Source organism: Shewanella hafniensis (assembly GCF_019655335.1).
Lineage (GTDB): Bacteria > Pseudomonadota > Gammaproteobacteria > Enterobacterales > Shewanellaceae > Shewanella > Shewanella hafniensis.
The window spans coordinates 1-14,940 of record NZ_BPFD01000092.1 but is presented as its reverse complement, the minus strand read 5'-3'; the positions used below and the strand labels follow the sequence as shown (position 1 = coordinate 14,940).

The window sequence follows — 14,940 nt, the reverse complement described above, 5'->3', positions numbered from 1 at the left end:
TTGGAGGTACTCAGGCGGCCTGATTATCAAATCACGGAGAAAGAATTGCTGGCGGCCTGGGTATTATTCGCCAATCAGTTGCTCAAATATGGCTATGCTATGGCTGATTTATGAGGGGATCCTTCAGAGCATGGCGATGACAGCATGCGATCGCAGGTGTAACTATTATCAATACCAAAAAATGTTGTCATCAGAGTTAGTCGCTAACGCTGTAATAGAACATGCTGCTGCTTTTGCCAAAATTTCCGATGATGATATTGAAGCTAAAATAGCAATAAATTCGGCAACTCAGTCAAGATTAGATAAAGCTTTCAAAGGCGAAAGACCAATCCAATCAATTATAGCAAAAGAGAATTCTTCTGACACGCCCGACCCTTATAGCGGTTCAAGTTATGGGTTGCTAAAACCCGAAAATACTAAAATGGGTCAATTTAAAGATAGGTTTGCCACAGGCGTTAAAGAAGCAAAATTTGAGGAACTCAAATTGAGAAATCTTGCAGAAAAGTATAAAAGTGAGTTCGCACCATTTCTTCAGGGAGGTTTCAAAAGTTGGGCAGAACAAGTTAATGCAGTCGATCAGTTCGTCGATATTCTCAATAAATCTGGATCTGAAACTGAGCTAAAAATGGCATTACTGTTAAAGAAAACCGTAGTAGATGCTGAGCAATATTATCAAGATTATGTTTCTAACAAAGGTGACACGCCTTTGGAAAACTTGAATCATGCTAAGCAATCATTTGACCTACTACTCGCTAATTGGACAATTTCAGCCTATTTGAATTACAAGAATGAACAAGTATTCTCTGCGTTATTTTCTGAACGTTTTAAGCGTGAAGATGTGCCGAACATAAGCCGAGAATCTGACAAAGCGTTGAGCCAATTAATGTTTATGCCTGGCTATTTTGCGATGATGAATATCGAAAAAGGCTATGAGAATATCCAGCGTAACTACTACGGTTTATTAAATGATTCTGCTACAGAATATCATTTTAAAGATGAGTTACATTCAGTGAGCTTTATATACGAAGAGGGAGCATGGCGCCTTGACCATGTATCACAAATTCCAATGAATCATTATGAGATACTTTAAGTATTACAGCGAAGCAATTATCATGTTTTTTCTCTAAGATAAATTAGATGTCTGCTAATTTCGTTGTTAAAATATTTGGCAATGACAAATTAGCAGGAATCTTTAAAATCTAAAAATTGAAGACAATGTTGCTTAGTATTAACGTAAGTGCTGACTGACAAATTATAAACGCGCATATTCAAGAAAAACATCCACAGGCTCCTGCTTATTATTGCTAATGAATCAGGCGCATTATCTTATAAATTACTCAAAACTTATCTAATCAAAAATTTTGAGCTTAGGTCTCCGTTCTAACTCGTTTATGTCCAATATTGAGTTTATTGATAGTTGCTATATGATTTGAAAGCAAAAATATTTTTAAGGAAGAAATTTAAGTGAAATTTGAAGTTATTCATGAAGAAAATAGCGCGATTGTGGATGCGCTAGTAGACGGCGTTAGGCAATTTAATGCTGGGCTGTTAGGACCTGAGAAATCAGTGCCTTTGACTGTCATAGCACGTGATGAAACTGGCAAGTTGATTGGTGGTGTGGGTGGCCGGACTATCTATAAAAACTTCTTAATCAATGTTGTCTGGGTTGATGACCAAACCAGAGGCACTGGGCTTGGGCATAAACTCATGGCGCTTGCTGAAGCTGAAGCGAAACAACGGGGTTGCTTGGTAGCTCAAGTGGATACCTTATCGATTCAAGCACCTGTGTTTTATGAAAAACAAGGATTTGAGATCATAGGCACAGTCACCACTGACCCTCAGCGCATCTTTTTGATGAAGAAGTATTGATCAAAAAAGCGATTGAGAAACAGACTGAATTAACACACTTAGCAATGGTCGAAATGGGCGTTTTGCATGCAAAGTAGACCAATCTGCTCTTGGGATAAAATGGCGCACTCTAGCGCCTTTTTCGTATTCGTGCGGTTGACTTGCTCATCCGTCAGTTGCGTTATCGTCGCCGAATAGGCATTGGTTCGGCCACAATCGAGCCAAATATTCCCCACTTGTACCCAATAATGCTGCGCTTGTCCTGAATCGGAAACAAACTCGACTTCAAATCCCTTCGCCTCACATTCATGGTGGGCGCACTCAGATAGGACCAATCTCAAGTTGTCCCAAGCCGATAAATTGACTTCGGCATAGGCCGTTAAGAGTGACTCAACAAATTGTACATTCATGTATTTATCTCCGTTATTTAACCTGAACTCGGGGTATTTACGCAGTAGAGATTGAATCCTTAATGTCTATCATCGAACAACTAAGCTTGAGTCTTTGCCGCCATTAAATAGTAATCCCGCGCCGACACAGTGAAAAAATCCACTACCTGCATGTGCGCTTTTCCCGAGTGGGCGGCAAAGGAGCGTTCATTATCTTCGGCAATAAAGGTCAACATATAACTAAAATGCGGAGCAACTTGGCGACGAATTTCACTGACTAACGCCTCAAAAATCCCTTGCCCACGGTAGGCTTGCTGCACCCAAATCGGCCCGTATTGGCATGAGTTAGTCTTAGTTAATTTTGGTCCATCCCAATCGAGTTGCCCCAAACGATTCAACAAAGTGCGATAAATGGGCCAATGTTCGAAAAATCCCCAACGGCCGGCAATCACATAACCGACGATCTGCTGCTCAACCTGCGCCACTACGACCCAATGATGCAGCACTAATTCGCTCAATTCACTGTGGGAAAAAGCTTGCCCTTGCAGTCCCATATTGGCGGAGGCTAATTCGTCATTGAGATGTTTTTTCTCTAGCATCGCTAATAAATCAACATCTTGGGGTAAGGCTAATCTAATCTTCACAGTGTTCTCACAGCATAATGTTGGCTTTAGGCCCAATTTAAGGCCGTCAGTATACTCGGTTGGCTTAGTAGGCACAGCTAGAACAAGGTGCTATTTAGTGCCTTGATTTGCTAAATCCCCTTTTATTTCCCAAACTTAATCGATATTTAGCCCTAGTTAGGCGTTTGTATGTTGCCCGAGACCATCAATCCCAACCTGAGTTTACTTGATAGCGACAATCAGCAAGTGAATCTCACTCGCTGGATGCACCAATGTGAGCTAATCAAAAGCTATTACAACGCTAACACGGTTTTTATATTCCAAAAGACCAGCGCCAGATTTGAGATCATTGTCAGTGCAATCACTGAAACACCACAATTTACTGCGGGTACTTTGTACCCCGCTGAGTTCGAACTTTTCCAACAAATCCAAAATAGCCAACCCGATGGCTTATATCACAACCTTGGCAGTTTTATGTTGGATGATTTACCACGGGATTTTGATGGCATTCAGCACATTCTCTCGCGCCCAATCGCTTGGCCCGATGGCAGCCAATTTGGCGCCCTGTGCGTACTCAACCCACATATGACAGAGCCGCTAGCCAATGCCGCTATGCTCGAACCGTTCCAGATATTGCTGCAACAGGAATTATCTCTGCTGTGCCAGAACCATCGCATTGAATCCCTTTCGATGCGCGATCAAGAAACCGGCATGCTCAATCATTATGGTTTTTTGATGATGGCGCCAAGACAACTCAATTTAGGCCGCCGCTTTGGTGCCCATGCAGGCATCATCTTCTTTGAATTATTGAGTCCGGATAACGCGCCAGTCCCCCTCGAAGATAATCATCACAGGCTGTTGGGTAAGTTAATTCAAGATACGATACGGACCGCCGACGTAGCCGCCCACTACAACACCACGCAATTTGTGGTACTGGCCTTTGTGGATGGTGAACGGGATATTCAACATATTATGAAGCGGGTTGAAAAACTGCTTGAACAGCAAAATCATCGACTTAGACTCGATGCGAGCTACAGTTTTTTCACCCCGGAATCCAGCGCCAAACTCGCGCCCATGATGGAACTCGCGCGGGGTAAACTCGATTCTATGCGCCCAGCCATGCCTGAGATTGAAGACTCGCCAATTAAGCCCGCCATAGACTCAAGCTTATACGATAATCCCGCCGCAGATTCGGCGGCGCTTTAAGTTAATCAAGCAGTGATGTAATCAATTTTAGGCTTAACTGAAATATAGATTTAATTTGAGGCAGTACAAAATCACTTGGATTGCTCATCCTGGCGCTTCGCCCATTGGATAAACAGCACCACGGGATAGGGTGACATCAGGACCAATCCTAAGCCAATCAGGCTTGAGATCAGTAACATGCCGCTTATCTCTAGACTCCATTGCGTCAACATATAGAACCCAAGTCCACAAACTAGCATCAATACGCCTAACCAATGTAAAAACTTCAACAAATTCATAGTACTTTTAAATGAGTCCGACATATAAACCTCTTTAGATCTTTGATAAAACTTGTCACACTATGGCCATAACCATGGAAAAAGGAACCGTAACGATGTTAAAACAAACATTCATCTTAGGTGCGCTACTGTTGGGACTCACCGCCTGCCAAAGTACCGATGTCGCCCAAAATGAGACCATTCCATTAGAGGGCAGCTGGCACATTGAGATGGTTCAAGGCCAACCGACTATCGATTACAGCCCAGCGCAAATCACCTTTGAGGCCGAAGGCAAATTACACGGCAACAACAGCTGTAATAACTTTTTCGGTCAATATACCCAGCAAGGCCAAGAGCTTAAGCTATCTCCTGCTGGTAGCACAATGAAAGCCTGTGTCGATGCGCTAATGCAGCAAGAGCACAAAGTCATGCAAGCAATGCCATTAGTGGCCAAAGCTAAGTTAGTGCAAGGTCGCCTGACGCTACTTAACAGCGACGGCAAGCCAGTGCTAGTCTTGAGTCAATTGAAGTAAGCCCTGTGAAGTAAGCTAACTGAAGTAAACTCAACGAGATAAGCTTCAGCAAAGTACAATTGACTCGCATAAAAAAACCGCCATTGGCGGTTTTTTCGTTCTACAACCAGCAACCAAAGACGACTAGACTTTAGCGCTTTGCTCAGCCGCGGTTTCGAGGGCGATATTCTGCTCGGCTAGCACGGCACTTTGCACCATATCGGCATTGTAGTGCTCCATATCCAATTCATCCTCAGATTTAGCAATCACAGTTGTCGCCACTAAATCACCGGATACGTTAACTACCGTGCGTGCCATATCCAAAATCCGGTCAATCCCAGCAATTAACGCCACGCCTTCCAAGGGTAAACCGACTGTCGATAATACTAACGTCAACATCACCAAACCCGCGCCAGGTACGCCCGCCGTACCAATTGAGGCTAAGGTCGCCGTTAAAATGATGGTGAGGTAATCTACCCAAGTTAAGTCAATACCAAAAGCTTGGGCGACAAAAAGAGCCGTCACACCTTGATATAAAGCGGTGCCATCCATGTTAATGGTTGTACCCAACGGCAATACAAAACTGGAAATTTTCTTGTTAACACCTAAGTATTCGCTGGCGCATTTCATGCTCGCAGGTAAGGTACCTGCTGAACTAGAGGTAGTAAATGCCACAGCCATTGCATTACTGATCCCCTTGAAAAAATGTAAAGGATTCAGCTTAGAAAACATACTCAAAACAATACTGTAGAAGCCTAATACGTGAATAATGCAGCCAACGTAGACGGCAACAATAACCTTAAGCAGAGGGAGTAACATTTCAATCCCGTATGCTCCCGCCACCCAAGCCATCAATCCAAATACACCATAGGGCGCCAGCTTCATCACCATATCGGTTAACTTGTACATGGCTTCAGCAAGACTCTCGAACACTTTAATCGCTGGTTTTCCATGGTCACCGATCAACACTAAGGCAATCCCTAAGGCAACCGCAAAAACGATAACTTGCAAGATCTGACCGTTAGCTAACGCCGCGATAGGGTTGGTTGGGACTATATCAATCAGAGTCTGCATTACCGAAGGCACTTCCTTCGCTACATCAGAAACACCTGAGGGTAAGGGTAAATCAAGACCCGCACCTGGCTGGATAACATATCCAACGGCCAATCCAATACTGATAGCAATTGCCGTAGTACAAAGATAGAAAGTAAAGGACTTAAAACCAATCCGGCCCATCTTGGCAGTGTCTTCCATCGAAGTCACACCCACGATCAGTGAACAAAACACTAACGGCACAATCAACATCTTAATAATATTGACGAATAAGGTTCCAATCGGTTTTAACACCGTCGCTTGCTCACCTAATACTACGCCAACCGTAATTCCGAGCACCATACCGACTAGAATTTGTAGCCACAGAGGCACTGACATCCAGTAGGACCATGTACGGCCTAACATTGATGACGTTTGTTTTGACATGTTAATAACCTTGAATTTGAAATGAAGAACGGGCGAATGCCTATCCTTGGCTGGCACTAATTTATTCCCCAAATTAGCTGAGCGCAGAGTCTAGCATAACGGGCAAAAATCTAAGGATGATCTGTATCACGTTGATGCCAACCGCCGTAAAACCAGCCAAATATGCCAACGACATCAACCATCGCGACTGCATACTTAACCTTTATATTAAGCATCAAAATAGACTGTCACCATAACAGGTGCAATTTGCTGACGATAAAGCGCTGCTGGCGGTTGCTCACGTTCAATCAAATAACTCCAGTAATCGTCATCAAAACCACTGAAAATAAAGTCAGACTTACCCTTAGCTTTCAAGATCAACCACCACCAAACTAATCCCCATAAACCAAAGCTCAATAAAGTGAATACAAAGTGTAAACGATGATTTATTTTCTCATCAGCACCAAGCTCAAAGGCAGGTAAAACCTTAAGCTTATAGCGGCGTGTCGACTTAACGAATCCCATCATTAGCTCACTTAGTTCAAAAAGGGTACTAGAGACAAGCCTAGCAGATAAGACTTTAGTCGTACAAAAATCCGCAACAACAAATAATATCAGTGCCAAACCTGCCACTGCCGAACTCGTTATCCCACAATGTTCCATGCTAAAGTGAGCCACAAAATGGTTGTTCACTAAACAAGAGCGGTATTACTCAATAACCGCCTAGGAGTTGTTGTATGTTGATCCGTAAAGCTAAAGCTCAGGACCTCAGTGCCTTAGTCCAATTTAATCAGGCGATGGCCCAAGAAACTGAAGGCTTAGCCTTAGATGAAGCAACACTGACCCGCGGCGTAGGCACGCTACTTGAAAGTCCGCAAAAAGGCTTTTACCTTGTCGCCGAACTTGAAGGTGAGATAGTCGGCTCGCTGATGGTGACATTTGAATGGAGCGATTGGCGCGCCAAGGATTATTACTGGATCCAGAGTGTGTATATTCGCCCGCAAAATCGTCGCCAAGGCATTTATGGCAAGCTCTACAGTGAAGTCAAACAACTGGCCGAAGCCAATGGTGGCGCCGCCAGCTTCCGTTTATATGTCGAGCAAGAAAACCTTGCTGCCCAGCAGACCTATCAAGCATTAGGGATGAAGCAGAGTTACTACTTAATGTACGAAGAAAAATAATCCCTTCAATAGCTTATTCACAATAAAAAAGGATCGGGCCAATGGCACGATCCTTTTTTATGGGTCAAGATTCAGAGTAAAAGCCTAACGTTAACTCCTCGTTAAGCTTCACTGCACTGGCAAAACTTAACGGAAGAAACCAAACAGAATCGCCGTCATCGCCAATAAGCCGGCAATGATCACTAAGATATTGCTGATACGGCCACGATAGGCTTTTAACGCTGGCACTTTGTATACAGCGTACATAGGCATCAAGTACAGGATAGCCGCGATAATTGGGCCACCTAAGGCTTCAATCATGCCTAAGATACTTGGGTTGATCACAGCTACTGCCCAGATAGTGACAAACATAAAACCTAGGATGAACTTGTCGATCTTAGTATCAGTCACTGATTTGCCGCTTGAACGTAACTGCTTAACAATCACCCCTTTCATGCCTTCTGTCGCGCCCATGTAATGGCCGAAGAAAGAGGACACAATCGCGATAAAGGCGATAAACGGACCAAAGTAGCTTACAAAACCACTTGAATGCACGTTGGCGAGGTAAGACAAAATCGGTAAGTTCTGCGCTTTCGCTTCTGCCAATTGGGCTGGTGATAGCGACAGCACACAAGAGAACACAAACAACATCACAAAGCCCACTAACATCATCGAAGTGTTACGTAAAATCACGTCGGCTTTACGAGAAGCATTGGCGCCATGCTCACGTTTTAGTGACACAGAGAACTGTGAAATCGCAGGAGAATGGTTAAAGGCGAACACGAGCACAGGAATCGTTAACCACACTGTGCCTAAAAATGCACCCGCCTCAGGCACAACTTGTAAGGCATCCATTTTCCACTCAGGGATCAGGTAGATAGACATAAAGGCCAAAATACCCACCAGCGGATACACCAGTAATTGTGTCACTTTCAGCATGAACTTTTCACCCGCAACCATCACAGCCATCATACCGAGGATCAATACACCCGATAAAATGAAGCGTGGTGGCGAGGCCATACCTAATTGGTTGACGATAAAGCTATCAACAGTGTTAGTAATACCCACACCGTAAATTAATACAATCGGATAGATAGCAAAGAAATACAGTACGGTAATGGCCTTACCCGCACCCACACCAAAATGCTCTTCTACGACTTGGGTAATGTCGCTGCCGGGAATGCTTGATGAACAAACAAAACGAGATAAACCGCGGTGGGCAAGATAGGTCATAGGACCAATAATTGCAGCCATTAATACCAAAGGCCAAAAGCCGCCCATGCCCGCATTGATGGGTAAAAATAAAATTCCAGCGCCTACGGCAGTGCCGAATAAACTCAACATCCAAGTCGTATCTTGGCGAGTCCAAGGTAAGTGTTTCGTTGAATCTAAACTCTGTGTGCTTTGAGGTGTTCCAAGAACACTGGTCGCATCTTTTTGCATATAAAAGTTACCTTACGGTGTGACTAGCATAATAAATTCGCGCTAAGGATAACCAAAAAAAGCCCATAAAAGTTGATCTGACACGGCTTTATGTAAGGGAATTTCATAATAAACTGATATTGAGATCTAGATCGCTGATTTGATGTAATAAATTTTCAATACAGCAGCAAAAAACACACATAAAAAACCGCTTAACGACACAATATTTTCACCTCAAACCAAAGCCAGTCACATAGCATAAGCGCCGAGAAAAACACCAATTCGGAGATAGATCACAAAAATCAGCAAAACATGATCCAGTACCGCATATCGATAACTAGAGTCGATCAAGATCACATCCGCTAATGTTAAATTTTTACAAGTCGCTATCAGTTGTAAACGCGTATAAAAAACGGCTCACTGCGGAACCAACGCCGGAGTGAGCCGTTAACGATTAACGCACAATCAGTACGCTCAAGCTTTGGCGCAAAGGCATAGGGTATTGGGCTAGCGAAATTAAACAGCGACATATTACCAGGTAAGATGGTAAACCGAGCCTTCACCACTTTAATGACAGGCTATTGCCTCCCCTACTGTTGGCTTTTTACTGAGCTTCGCCGACGACTGTGGCAGAATAGAAAACCCAAACACTTAGACACCTCATACCATTTAAGCAATGATTCAAACGAGCGTCTACATTAAAAGCTGAATTAAATAACTTATATGCAACAAAACATTATCAAGATAACAGTGGGTTCTAAAAACCCGGTAAAAATCAACGCGGCAACTAACGCCATGGCACAACTGTTCCCCGACAGCATAATAGAAGCCAGTGGTATGGATGCGCCTTCAGGTGTTGCGGCGCAGCCAATGACAGATAAAGACACTCGCCAAGGGGCGATTAATCGGGTGTGCTATTGTCAACAGCAGGATCAACAAGATACTCAGGCCGACTACTATTTTGCGATGGAAGGCGGTGTCGATTGTTTCGACTTTGGCCCAGCCACATTCGCCTATATCGCCATTGGGCATAAAGATCAGCTTGCCATTGGCCGCAGCGCAATTTTACCTCTGCCAATGCAGGTTTATCGGGCATTAGAAGCGGGTGAAGAACTCGGACATGTGATGGATAGATTGTTCAATACTATCAATATTAAACAAAAAGGCGGTGCCATAGGCCTGCTCACCCACGGCCACGCCACCCGTGAAAGCAATTATACCCAAGCGATTATTCTCGCCATGGCGCCGCTATTAAATCCCGATATTTACGTACAGAATTGTTAGTAACATGTTGCAAGCGCAGTTGAAGCCCGCTAACTTAGTTGTGACATGCAACCAAACCCATTCGACTATGGCTCAAACAGACGCACCATCGACTCCAGTTATGCCTATGACTCACGCTAAGCAAACGGCGGAGTCAGGCTCATCCGCCCAACTTAGGCATTTATCTCGCTATCTGGTGAGAAATTTAGGCATGCTCAACGCCGCCTTTGGGGATCTCCCCTTATCACCCGTGCAAGCCCACGCCCTGTTTGAGATAGGTAAGCAGCCCCTGACCATCAAAGAGCTGGCCTGCAAACTCAGCATAGATAAGTCCAATGCGAGCCGAGCGATTAAGCATCTGATTGATAAAAATCTTGCCCAGAGTCAAATTCATCCAAGGGATAGCCGCTGTTTAGTGGTACAACTCACACCCGCAGGGAAGAAGTTACTCCTGAAATTAGACGCTCAGCAAAATCAATTATTTCAAGAAATCTTAGCCCAACTGACCCCAGCACAAACCTCACAAATCGAAGAGGCGCTCATGTTGTATAACCAAGCCGTACATAACGCCAAACACCAAAGTGGCTGCCACATTCGCCAAGCCACTGCCCAAGATGATGCCGCAATTGCCAAAGTCATCCGCGATGTTTCGGCCGAATACGGCTTAACCGCGGATAAAGGCTATAGCGTGGCCGACCCGACCTTAGATTGCCTCAGCCAGATTTACTCCCAAGCGGGCGCCAACTATTGGATTATTGAATTAGAGGGGCGCATTTTAGGCGGCGCCGGTATTGCGCCGTTAGCTAACAATGATGGCGTCTGCGAACTGCAAAAAATGTACTTTATGCCCGAAATCCGCGGTAAAGGCTTAGCTAAACGTTTAGCGCTGCTGGCACTCGATTTCGCCCGCGAAACGGGTTATCAAAGCTGCTATTTAGAAACCACCGCTGTACTAAATGAAGCCGTAAAACTCTATGAGAAATTGGGCTTTGTGCATCTGTCGGCTCCCCTAGGCAACACTGGCCACGACGCCTGCGAAATGCCTATGCTGCTAGAACTTAATCAATAGAATAAATACACAGCAAAATTTAAACAGAAGTCACAATGCCAAACAGCCATGATTAAGCATGTTTGGCATTATCAATTTGTATCAGCAAATGTTATTCAGCAAGATGATTTAAATTATCAGTCTTAGGGCATAGTTTTTCTTAACTTAATTGCATTAAAATATGGCAATTTTACCTCGCTCAATTTTTAATAAATTGAAAGGTGTTTGATACCATTTTGTTAACGGCATTAAATAGGGAACATTATGCTCAGTTGGATTTTTAGTGATAAGAAACTCACTCTTCGGGAAATATGTCTAGATAACACACTTTCGACCGCGACTAAAATAAAGAAAGTTGATCAATTTATTGCCGATAGTGGAGATCTCAATTTTATTGATCTCAATATTTCGCCCTGCAATATATTAGTTCCACTATCTTGCAGTCCTCAGTCCGATTTAGTGCTTATAAAATACTTGCTCAGTAAAGGCGCTAAAATCGAATGTAATGGTTTCAGTGCCTTGCATTCGGCTATTGAATATAACAACTCTGAACTCGTTACCTTATACCTAGACTCTAGTGCCAATCTTTACTTTCAAAATCAATACAATAATTGCTGGCTCAACTATCTATTTCATCCTAATCCGCAGTATATCTACCAGGATCATCAACGTAGAGATATGATCGACCTTCTACTTGCAGCTAAGTTAGACATCAATAAACCGGTGAGTTTCTGGACCAATGGCGAAATAAACCACCCGCTAGAAATATTATATGATGAACGAAGTAAAGATCTATTTCTGCATATCATTAATAAAGACATCCCATTAGAAATAGGTAAATTAAGTCTAATTGAAAATATTATTTCCTCGAGCGAATTTTGGGGAGTTGAAGCCTTTTCTCCTTTAGTAAAACGCTTTCCTGAATATAAAAAGTCCCGTTATATTATGGCAAATGATAGTAGCTTCTGGGACGATGCCAATTTACTCGAGCTTTGTGTTTATGCTAAATCACAAGAATATACTAAATATCTGCTAGACCATTATCCGCAGCTCAAAGCCGATTCCCACGCTAAAAGCTTGGTCTATGCGGCATTGACCTCAGAATTTGACCTTGGGATTATCGAAAAGCTACTTAAGGCCACCGTCGATATTAATCGCATCTATAGGATGACTCCGCCCGATGCCGACCATTCCCCCTTGCTCAACCAATATCTTGATCACGCCAAATTTACCGATGTGAATAAACGGAGTTACATCTATCAAGCCCTTGAACTCTTGCTCAAATATGGGGCTAATCCTAATGCCGAATTTGTGAATACGGGTAAAGCCTATGAGATGTTAGTCTGGTCGAACTTACGACTACTGATTTATCCCATGGTCGAAAACAAAACCTTTCTGCCCGAGTTTCTCGATCTGTTCCTGCAATACGGTATGGATATCAATAAAAAATTTGGTGCGGTGGATGAACCTACCTTACTCACCCTCTGCCAGCGTGGTTCGGGTAAAGAAGATCAAGCAACACTTATCCAAGTGATGGAATATCTGCTCACCAAAGGGCTGGATTTAAGCCTCACCAATATCTACAACACTAACTATGTGTCTGCGGCGGCAATCTCCTGTCGAACCCAACTACTTGAATGGCTTATTAACCAAGGCGGGGATATTTTTACCCATTGCGGCCACGATAACTCGCCCATTCTACACAAGGCGATTTCGACCTACTGGTGGGATCAAATCTCAGGCCCCATGCGGCGCAATACCGTAGAACTGTTACTACGACACGGAGCTAAAATTGAAGAATTCTCAGTAGATGAGCAATTTACGCCACTGATGTGCGCCTGTTACTACGGCGCGCAGTCCTGCGTTGAGGTGCTACTCGAACATGGCGCCAACCCCAATGCCATCAATGCCGAAGACACCACCCCCGCCCTTTGCGCTGTGATAGGCGGCAGTTCAATCGAGTTCCCCCGCTTTGAATCAACGGCGGTGCGGATCTTAAGACGATTGCAGCAATATGGCGCCAACTTAACCGTGACCAATAGCTTAGGCAATAGCCCGCTGATAGCGGCTATTGAGCATGAATATAAAGAGATTTTCGAAGCGCTGCTGCAAATAGCCTCCTACAGTGAAACTCTGCTTAAGCGAGCACTCGAAGTCGCGGAGCCAGAAAGCTATTTCAGCCGTCGCCTACTGCAACATATTAATGGCGAAACAATGCAACAGCCGACTCAAGCTCAGGTCCAGACTGAAACTAAGCCTATATCAAATATGCAGACAACCGAGACGGCAGATGATAACGCTCCTGCTGGCCAACCAGATATAGTGTCTAAAAAGGCCAAATTAGAGGTAAGTAATGCGGCTTCAGATAAAAACCAAATCCCAACGCTGTTTGATCTCAAAACCAAAGTGCAGAGCTTCTTTAAACTTATCGCAAAGGATCCCGATATCACTGTCGCCCAATTTAAAGGCATAGAAGAACAGCTCGATCTGCTGATTGAAAAACTGAATGACTTTAGCTTTTTCCGCAATCAGGCCACCCAAGCGGAGTTTGAAGAAAGCGTGCAGGAATATATCGATGATACGGTCGATGAAATAAACAAGTTAATCGAGGATGATTATCCCGCCCTAACCGAAGCCTTAGTCGATTCTGTCTGGACGATTTTGCAGTACTTTAGGGTTGATATCGAGATTGAAACCGCACTGAGAAAGCGCTTTTGGTAACTGTTATCACCTACTTTGGGTAGCGGTTCGCTCCTTAACTGCCAACGAGAACCAAGGCTAAAGCCCCAACTTTGGGGCTTTACTCTTTCGAGGTTAACGCTAACAAAAAGTGATACTTAGGATACTGACACGGCCGAAACTTAAATCGAAACTCAGACACCTAATCTTAATGTTTGAATGAATTAGCGCTATTTGTTGCCTTATATACAGCCGCTGCGATTTTTGATGGCTTACATTGAAGCAATTATAGCCAGAGTTGGTTAAAGGCAAACTGCAAGTCCATTCAGTTGTTTATCTAAAATGGATGACCAGGTTTTCCACATAGGTATATGGAGATTTTAGGCGGGAGAAAAGCGTACCCGTTAACGCAGGGTGAGATCATACTAACCTAAAAATTGAGCAATCAAGACAATATGCTGATATTTTGTATGAAAAACACTCATAAACATGATTAAGGCTGAGTGTTATTCACTTATGAATAGAGTGTTTTATGAGCAGGAAGTATATTTGTTACTTGATTTAACAAAGCTTAATCCCGCCCTGCCCGTTAACGGGTACGCTAAAGGTAATACTGCATTATTTGTTATCACGCTTAGCAATGCTATCTTTCAGTTTTACAGGAATAATATTTTCGAATAAACTGTCAATTTCACTTGGAATAGTAATAAGTTCTTTTGCAATTATATTTATCAACCTAAACAACAAAAATGCAATGTCTTTGTCATCATCGAAATCAATCATTCCTGGATGCACTGCTTGATTCCCAATGTATCTAACCAAGTCCATTGCTTGTTGTATTTTTTTTCCTACACCATCAGAAACTTTCTGCTTAATCATCTCGTTAATATCGCCTGACAGACCTAGATGATTCAGTAACTTCTGCAAGGCAAGTCTAAGCAATGCTGCTGCAGACTTTGGTGATAATTTAAAAACAGATACAGCTTCGTTATATATTTTCATCACATCACTCGGTAAATCCTTACTTGGTGGCTCGATATGATTCGCTAATGGATAAATCGCTTCTGAGTTATAC

15 protein-coding genes are annotated in these 14,940 nt (G+C 43.4%); 8 read left to right on the top strand and 7 right to left on the bottom strand.

What is annotated here, in order from left to right; translation table 11 throughout:
* The first annotated feature begins 130 nt into the window (after nucleotides 1-130).
* Together K5Q99_RS19190 and K5Q99_RS19185 are read left to right on the top strand one after the other, a co-directional pair.
* The gene (locus K5Q99_RS19190) at nucleotides 131-1,090 is read left to right on the top strand and encodes a hypothetical protein (protein WP_220777814.1); all 960 of its coding nucleotides are present in this window, start codon (nucleotides 131-133) and stop codon (nucleotides 1,088-1,090) included.
* A gap of 374 nt (nucleotides 1,091-1,464) precedes the next feature.
* Entirely contained in the window at nucleotides 1,465-1,869 is a 405-nt protein-coding gene (locus tag K5Q99_RS19185) for a GNAT family N-acetyltransferase (RefSeq protein WP_220777813.1), read from the top strand.
* Between the two features lie 38 nt (nucleotides 1,870-1,907).
* Here K5Q99_RS19185 and K5Q99_RS19180 read toward each other — a convergent pair whose 3' ends face one another.
* A complete protein-coding gene (locus K5Q99_RS19180; protein ID WP_220777812.1) occupies nucleotides 1,908-2,258 on the bottom strand; it encodes a hypothetical protein in 351 nt (116 codons plus the stop codon).
* A gap of 80 nt (nucleotides 2,259-2,338) precedes the next feature.
* Nucleotides 2,339-2,881, bottom strand: coding sequence for a GNAT family N-acetyltransferase (locus K5Q99_RS19175; RefSeq protein WP_220777811.1), 543 nt, complete (start codon nucleotides 2,879-2,881; stop codon nucleotides 2,339-2,341).
* A gap of 168 nt (nucleotides 2,882-3,049) precedes the next feature.
* Here K5Q99_RS19175 and K5Q99_RS19170 point away from each other — a divergent pair, with 168 nt between their 5' ends.
* Nucleotides 3,050-4,066: a GGDEF domain-containing protein gene (locus tag K5Q99_RS19170; RefSeq protein ID WP_220777810.1), complete on the top strand. Its 1,017-nt coding sequence runs from the start codon at nucleotides 3,050-3,052 to the stop codon at nucleotides 4,064-4,066.
* A gap of 71 nt (nucleotides 4,067-4,137) precedes the next feature.
* Here K5Q99_RS19170 and K5Q99_RS19165 read toward each other — a convergent pair whose 3' ends face one another.
* On the bottom strand, nucleotides 4,138-4,368 hold the full coding sequence (locus K5Q99_RS19165) for a hypothetical protein (protein WP_106651524.1): 231 nt from the start codon (nucleotides 4,366-4,368) through the stop codon (nucleotides 4,138-4,140).
* Nucleotides 4,369-4,439: 71 nt separating this feature from the next.
* On the opposite strand from K5Q99_RS19165, the gene K5Q99_RS19160 reads away from it, so the two are divergent.
* A complete protein-coding gene (locus K5Q99_RS19160; RefSeq protein ID WP_106651525.1) occupies nucleotides 4,440-4,856 on the top strand; it encodes an META domain-containing protein in 417 nt (138 codons plus the stop codon).
* A 123-nt stretch (nucleotides 4,857-4,979) separates the two neighbouring features.
* On the opposite strand, the gene K5Q99_RS19155 is transcribed toward K5Q99_RS19160, so the two are convergent.
* Together K5Q99_RS19155 and K5Q99_RS19150 are read right to left on the bottom strand one after the other, a co-directional pair.
* Nucleotides 4,980-6,314, bottom strand: a complete 1,335-nt coding sequence (locus tag K5Q99_RS19155; protein WP_106651526.1) for a dicarboxylate/amino acid:cation symporter — start codon at nucleotides 6,312-6,314, stop codon at nucleotides 4,980-4,982.
* A 207-nt stretch (nucleotides 6,315-6,521) separates the two neighbouring features.
* Entirely contained in the window at nucleotides 6,522-6,818 is a 297-nt protein-coding gene (locus K5Q99_RS19150; protein ID WP_106651527.1) for a hypothetical protein, read from the bottom strand.
* Nucleotides 6,819-7,030: 212 nt separating this feature from the next.
* Here K5Q99_RS19150 and K5Q99_RS19145 point away from each other — a divergent pair, with 212 nt between their 5' ends.
* A complete protein-coding gene (locus K5Q99_RS19145; protein ID WP_107949002.1) occupies nucleotides 7,031-7,474 on the top strand; it encodes a GNAT family N-acetyltransferase in 444 nt (147 codons plus the stop codon).
* A 126-nt stretch (nucleotides 7,475-7,600) separates the two neighbouring features.
* Here K5Q99_RS19145 and K5Q99_RS19140 read toward each other — a convergent pair whose 3' ends face one another.
* The gene (locus tag K5Q99_RS19140; protein ID WP_220777809.1) at nucleotides 7,601-8,896 is read right to left on the bottom strand and encodes an SLC5/6 family protein; all 1,296 of its coding nucleotides are present in this window, start codon (nucleotides 8,894-8,896) and stop codon (nucleotides 7,601-7,603) included.
* Nucleotides 8,897-9,598: 702 nt separating this feature from the next.
* On the opposite strand from K5Q99_RS19140, the gene yjjX reads away from it, so the two are divergent.
* The 3 genes from yjjX to K5Q99_RS19125 all read left to right on the top strand — a co-directional run bounded on the left by yjjX (nucleotide 9,599) and on the right by K5Q99_RS19125 (nucleotide 13,907).
* Nucleotides 9,599-10,159: an inosine/xanthosine triphosphatase gene (gene yjjX / locus K5Q99_RS19135; protein WP_106651531.1), complete on the top strand. Its 561-nt coding sequence runs from the start codon at nucleotides 9,599-9,601 to the stop codon at nucleotides 10,157-10,159.
* 4 nt (nucleotides 10,160-10,163) lie between these two features.
* Complete coding sequence (locus K5Q99_RS19130) at nucleotides 10,164-11,207, top strand: bifunctional helix-turn-helix transcriptional regulator/GNAT family N-acetyltransferase (protein WP_220777808.1); 1,044 nt, start codon at nucleotides 10,164-10,166, stop codon at nucleotides 11,205-11,207.
* A 243-nt stretch (nucleotides 11,208-11,450) separates the two neighbouring features.
* The gene (locus tag K5Q99_RS19125) at nucleotides 11,451-13,907 is read left to right on the top strand and encodes an ankyrin repeat domain-containing protein (RefSeq protein ID WP_220777807.1); all 2,457 of its coding nucleotides are present in this window, start codon (nucleotides 11,451-11,453) and stop codon (nucleotides 13,905-13,907) included.
* Between the two features lie 576 nt (nucleotides 13,908-14,483).
* Here the strand turns inward: K5Q99_RS19125 and K5Q99_RS19120 are convergent.
* Nucleotides 14,484-14,940, bottom strand: a 457-nt coding sequence (locus tag K5Q99_RS19120; RefSeq protein WP_220777806.1) for a DUF4145 domain-containing protein, incomplete at its 5' end; no start/stop codon positions are given.

Coding starts and splice junctions, on each gene's coding strand:
- K5Q99_RS19190 (WP_220777814.1), top strand. CDS start 131: ATGGCGATGACAGCATGCGATCGCAGGTGTAACTATTATCAATACCAA.
- K5Q99_RS19180 (WP_220777812.1), bottom strand. CDS start 2,258: ATGAATGTACAATTTGTTGAGTCACTCTTAACGGCCTATGCCGAAGTC.
- K5Q99_RS19170 (WP_220777810.1), top strand. CDS start 3,050: ATGTTGCCCGAGACCATCAATCCCAACCTGAGTTTACTTGATAGCGAC.
- K5Q99_RS19165 (WP_106651524.1), bottom strand. CDS start 4,368: ATGTCGGACTCATTTAAAAGTACTATGAATTTGTTGAAGTTTTTACAT.
- K5Q99_RS19160 (WP_106651525.1), top strand. CDS start 4,440: ATGTTAAAACAAACATTCATCTTAGGTGCGCTACTGTTGGGACTCACC.
- K5Q99_RS19155 (WP_106651526.1), bottom strand. CDS start 6,314: ATGTCAAAACAAACGTCATCAATGTTAGGCCGTACATGGTCCTACTGG.
- K5Q99_RS19150 (WP_106651527.1), bottom strand. CDS start 6,818: ATGGGATTCGTTAAGTCGACACGCCGCTATAAGCTTAAGGTTTTACCT.
- K5Q99_RS19145 (WP_107949002.1), top strand. CDS start 7,031: ATGTTGATCCGTAAAGCTAAAGCTCAGGACCTCAGTGCCTTAGTCCAA.
- K5Q99_RS19140 (WP_220777809.1), bottom strand. CDS start 8,896: ATGCAAAAAGATGCGACCAGTGTTCTTGGAACACCTCAAAGCACACAG.
- yjjX (WP_106651531.1), top strand. CDS start 9,599: ATGCAACAAAACATTATCAAGATAACAGTGGGTTCTAAAAACCCGGTA.
- K5Q99_RS19130 (WP_220777808.1), top strand. CDS start 10,164: ATGTTGCAAGCGCAGTTGAAGCCCGCTAACTTAGTTGTGACATGCAAC.
- K5Q99_RS19125 (WP_220777807.1), top strand. CDS start 11,451: ATGCTCAGTTGGATTTTTAGTGATAAGAAACTCACTCTTCGGGAAATA.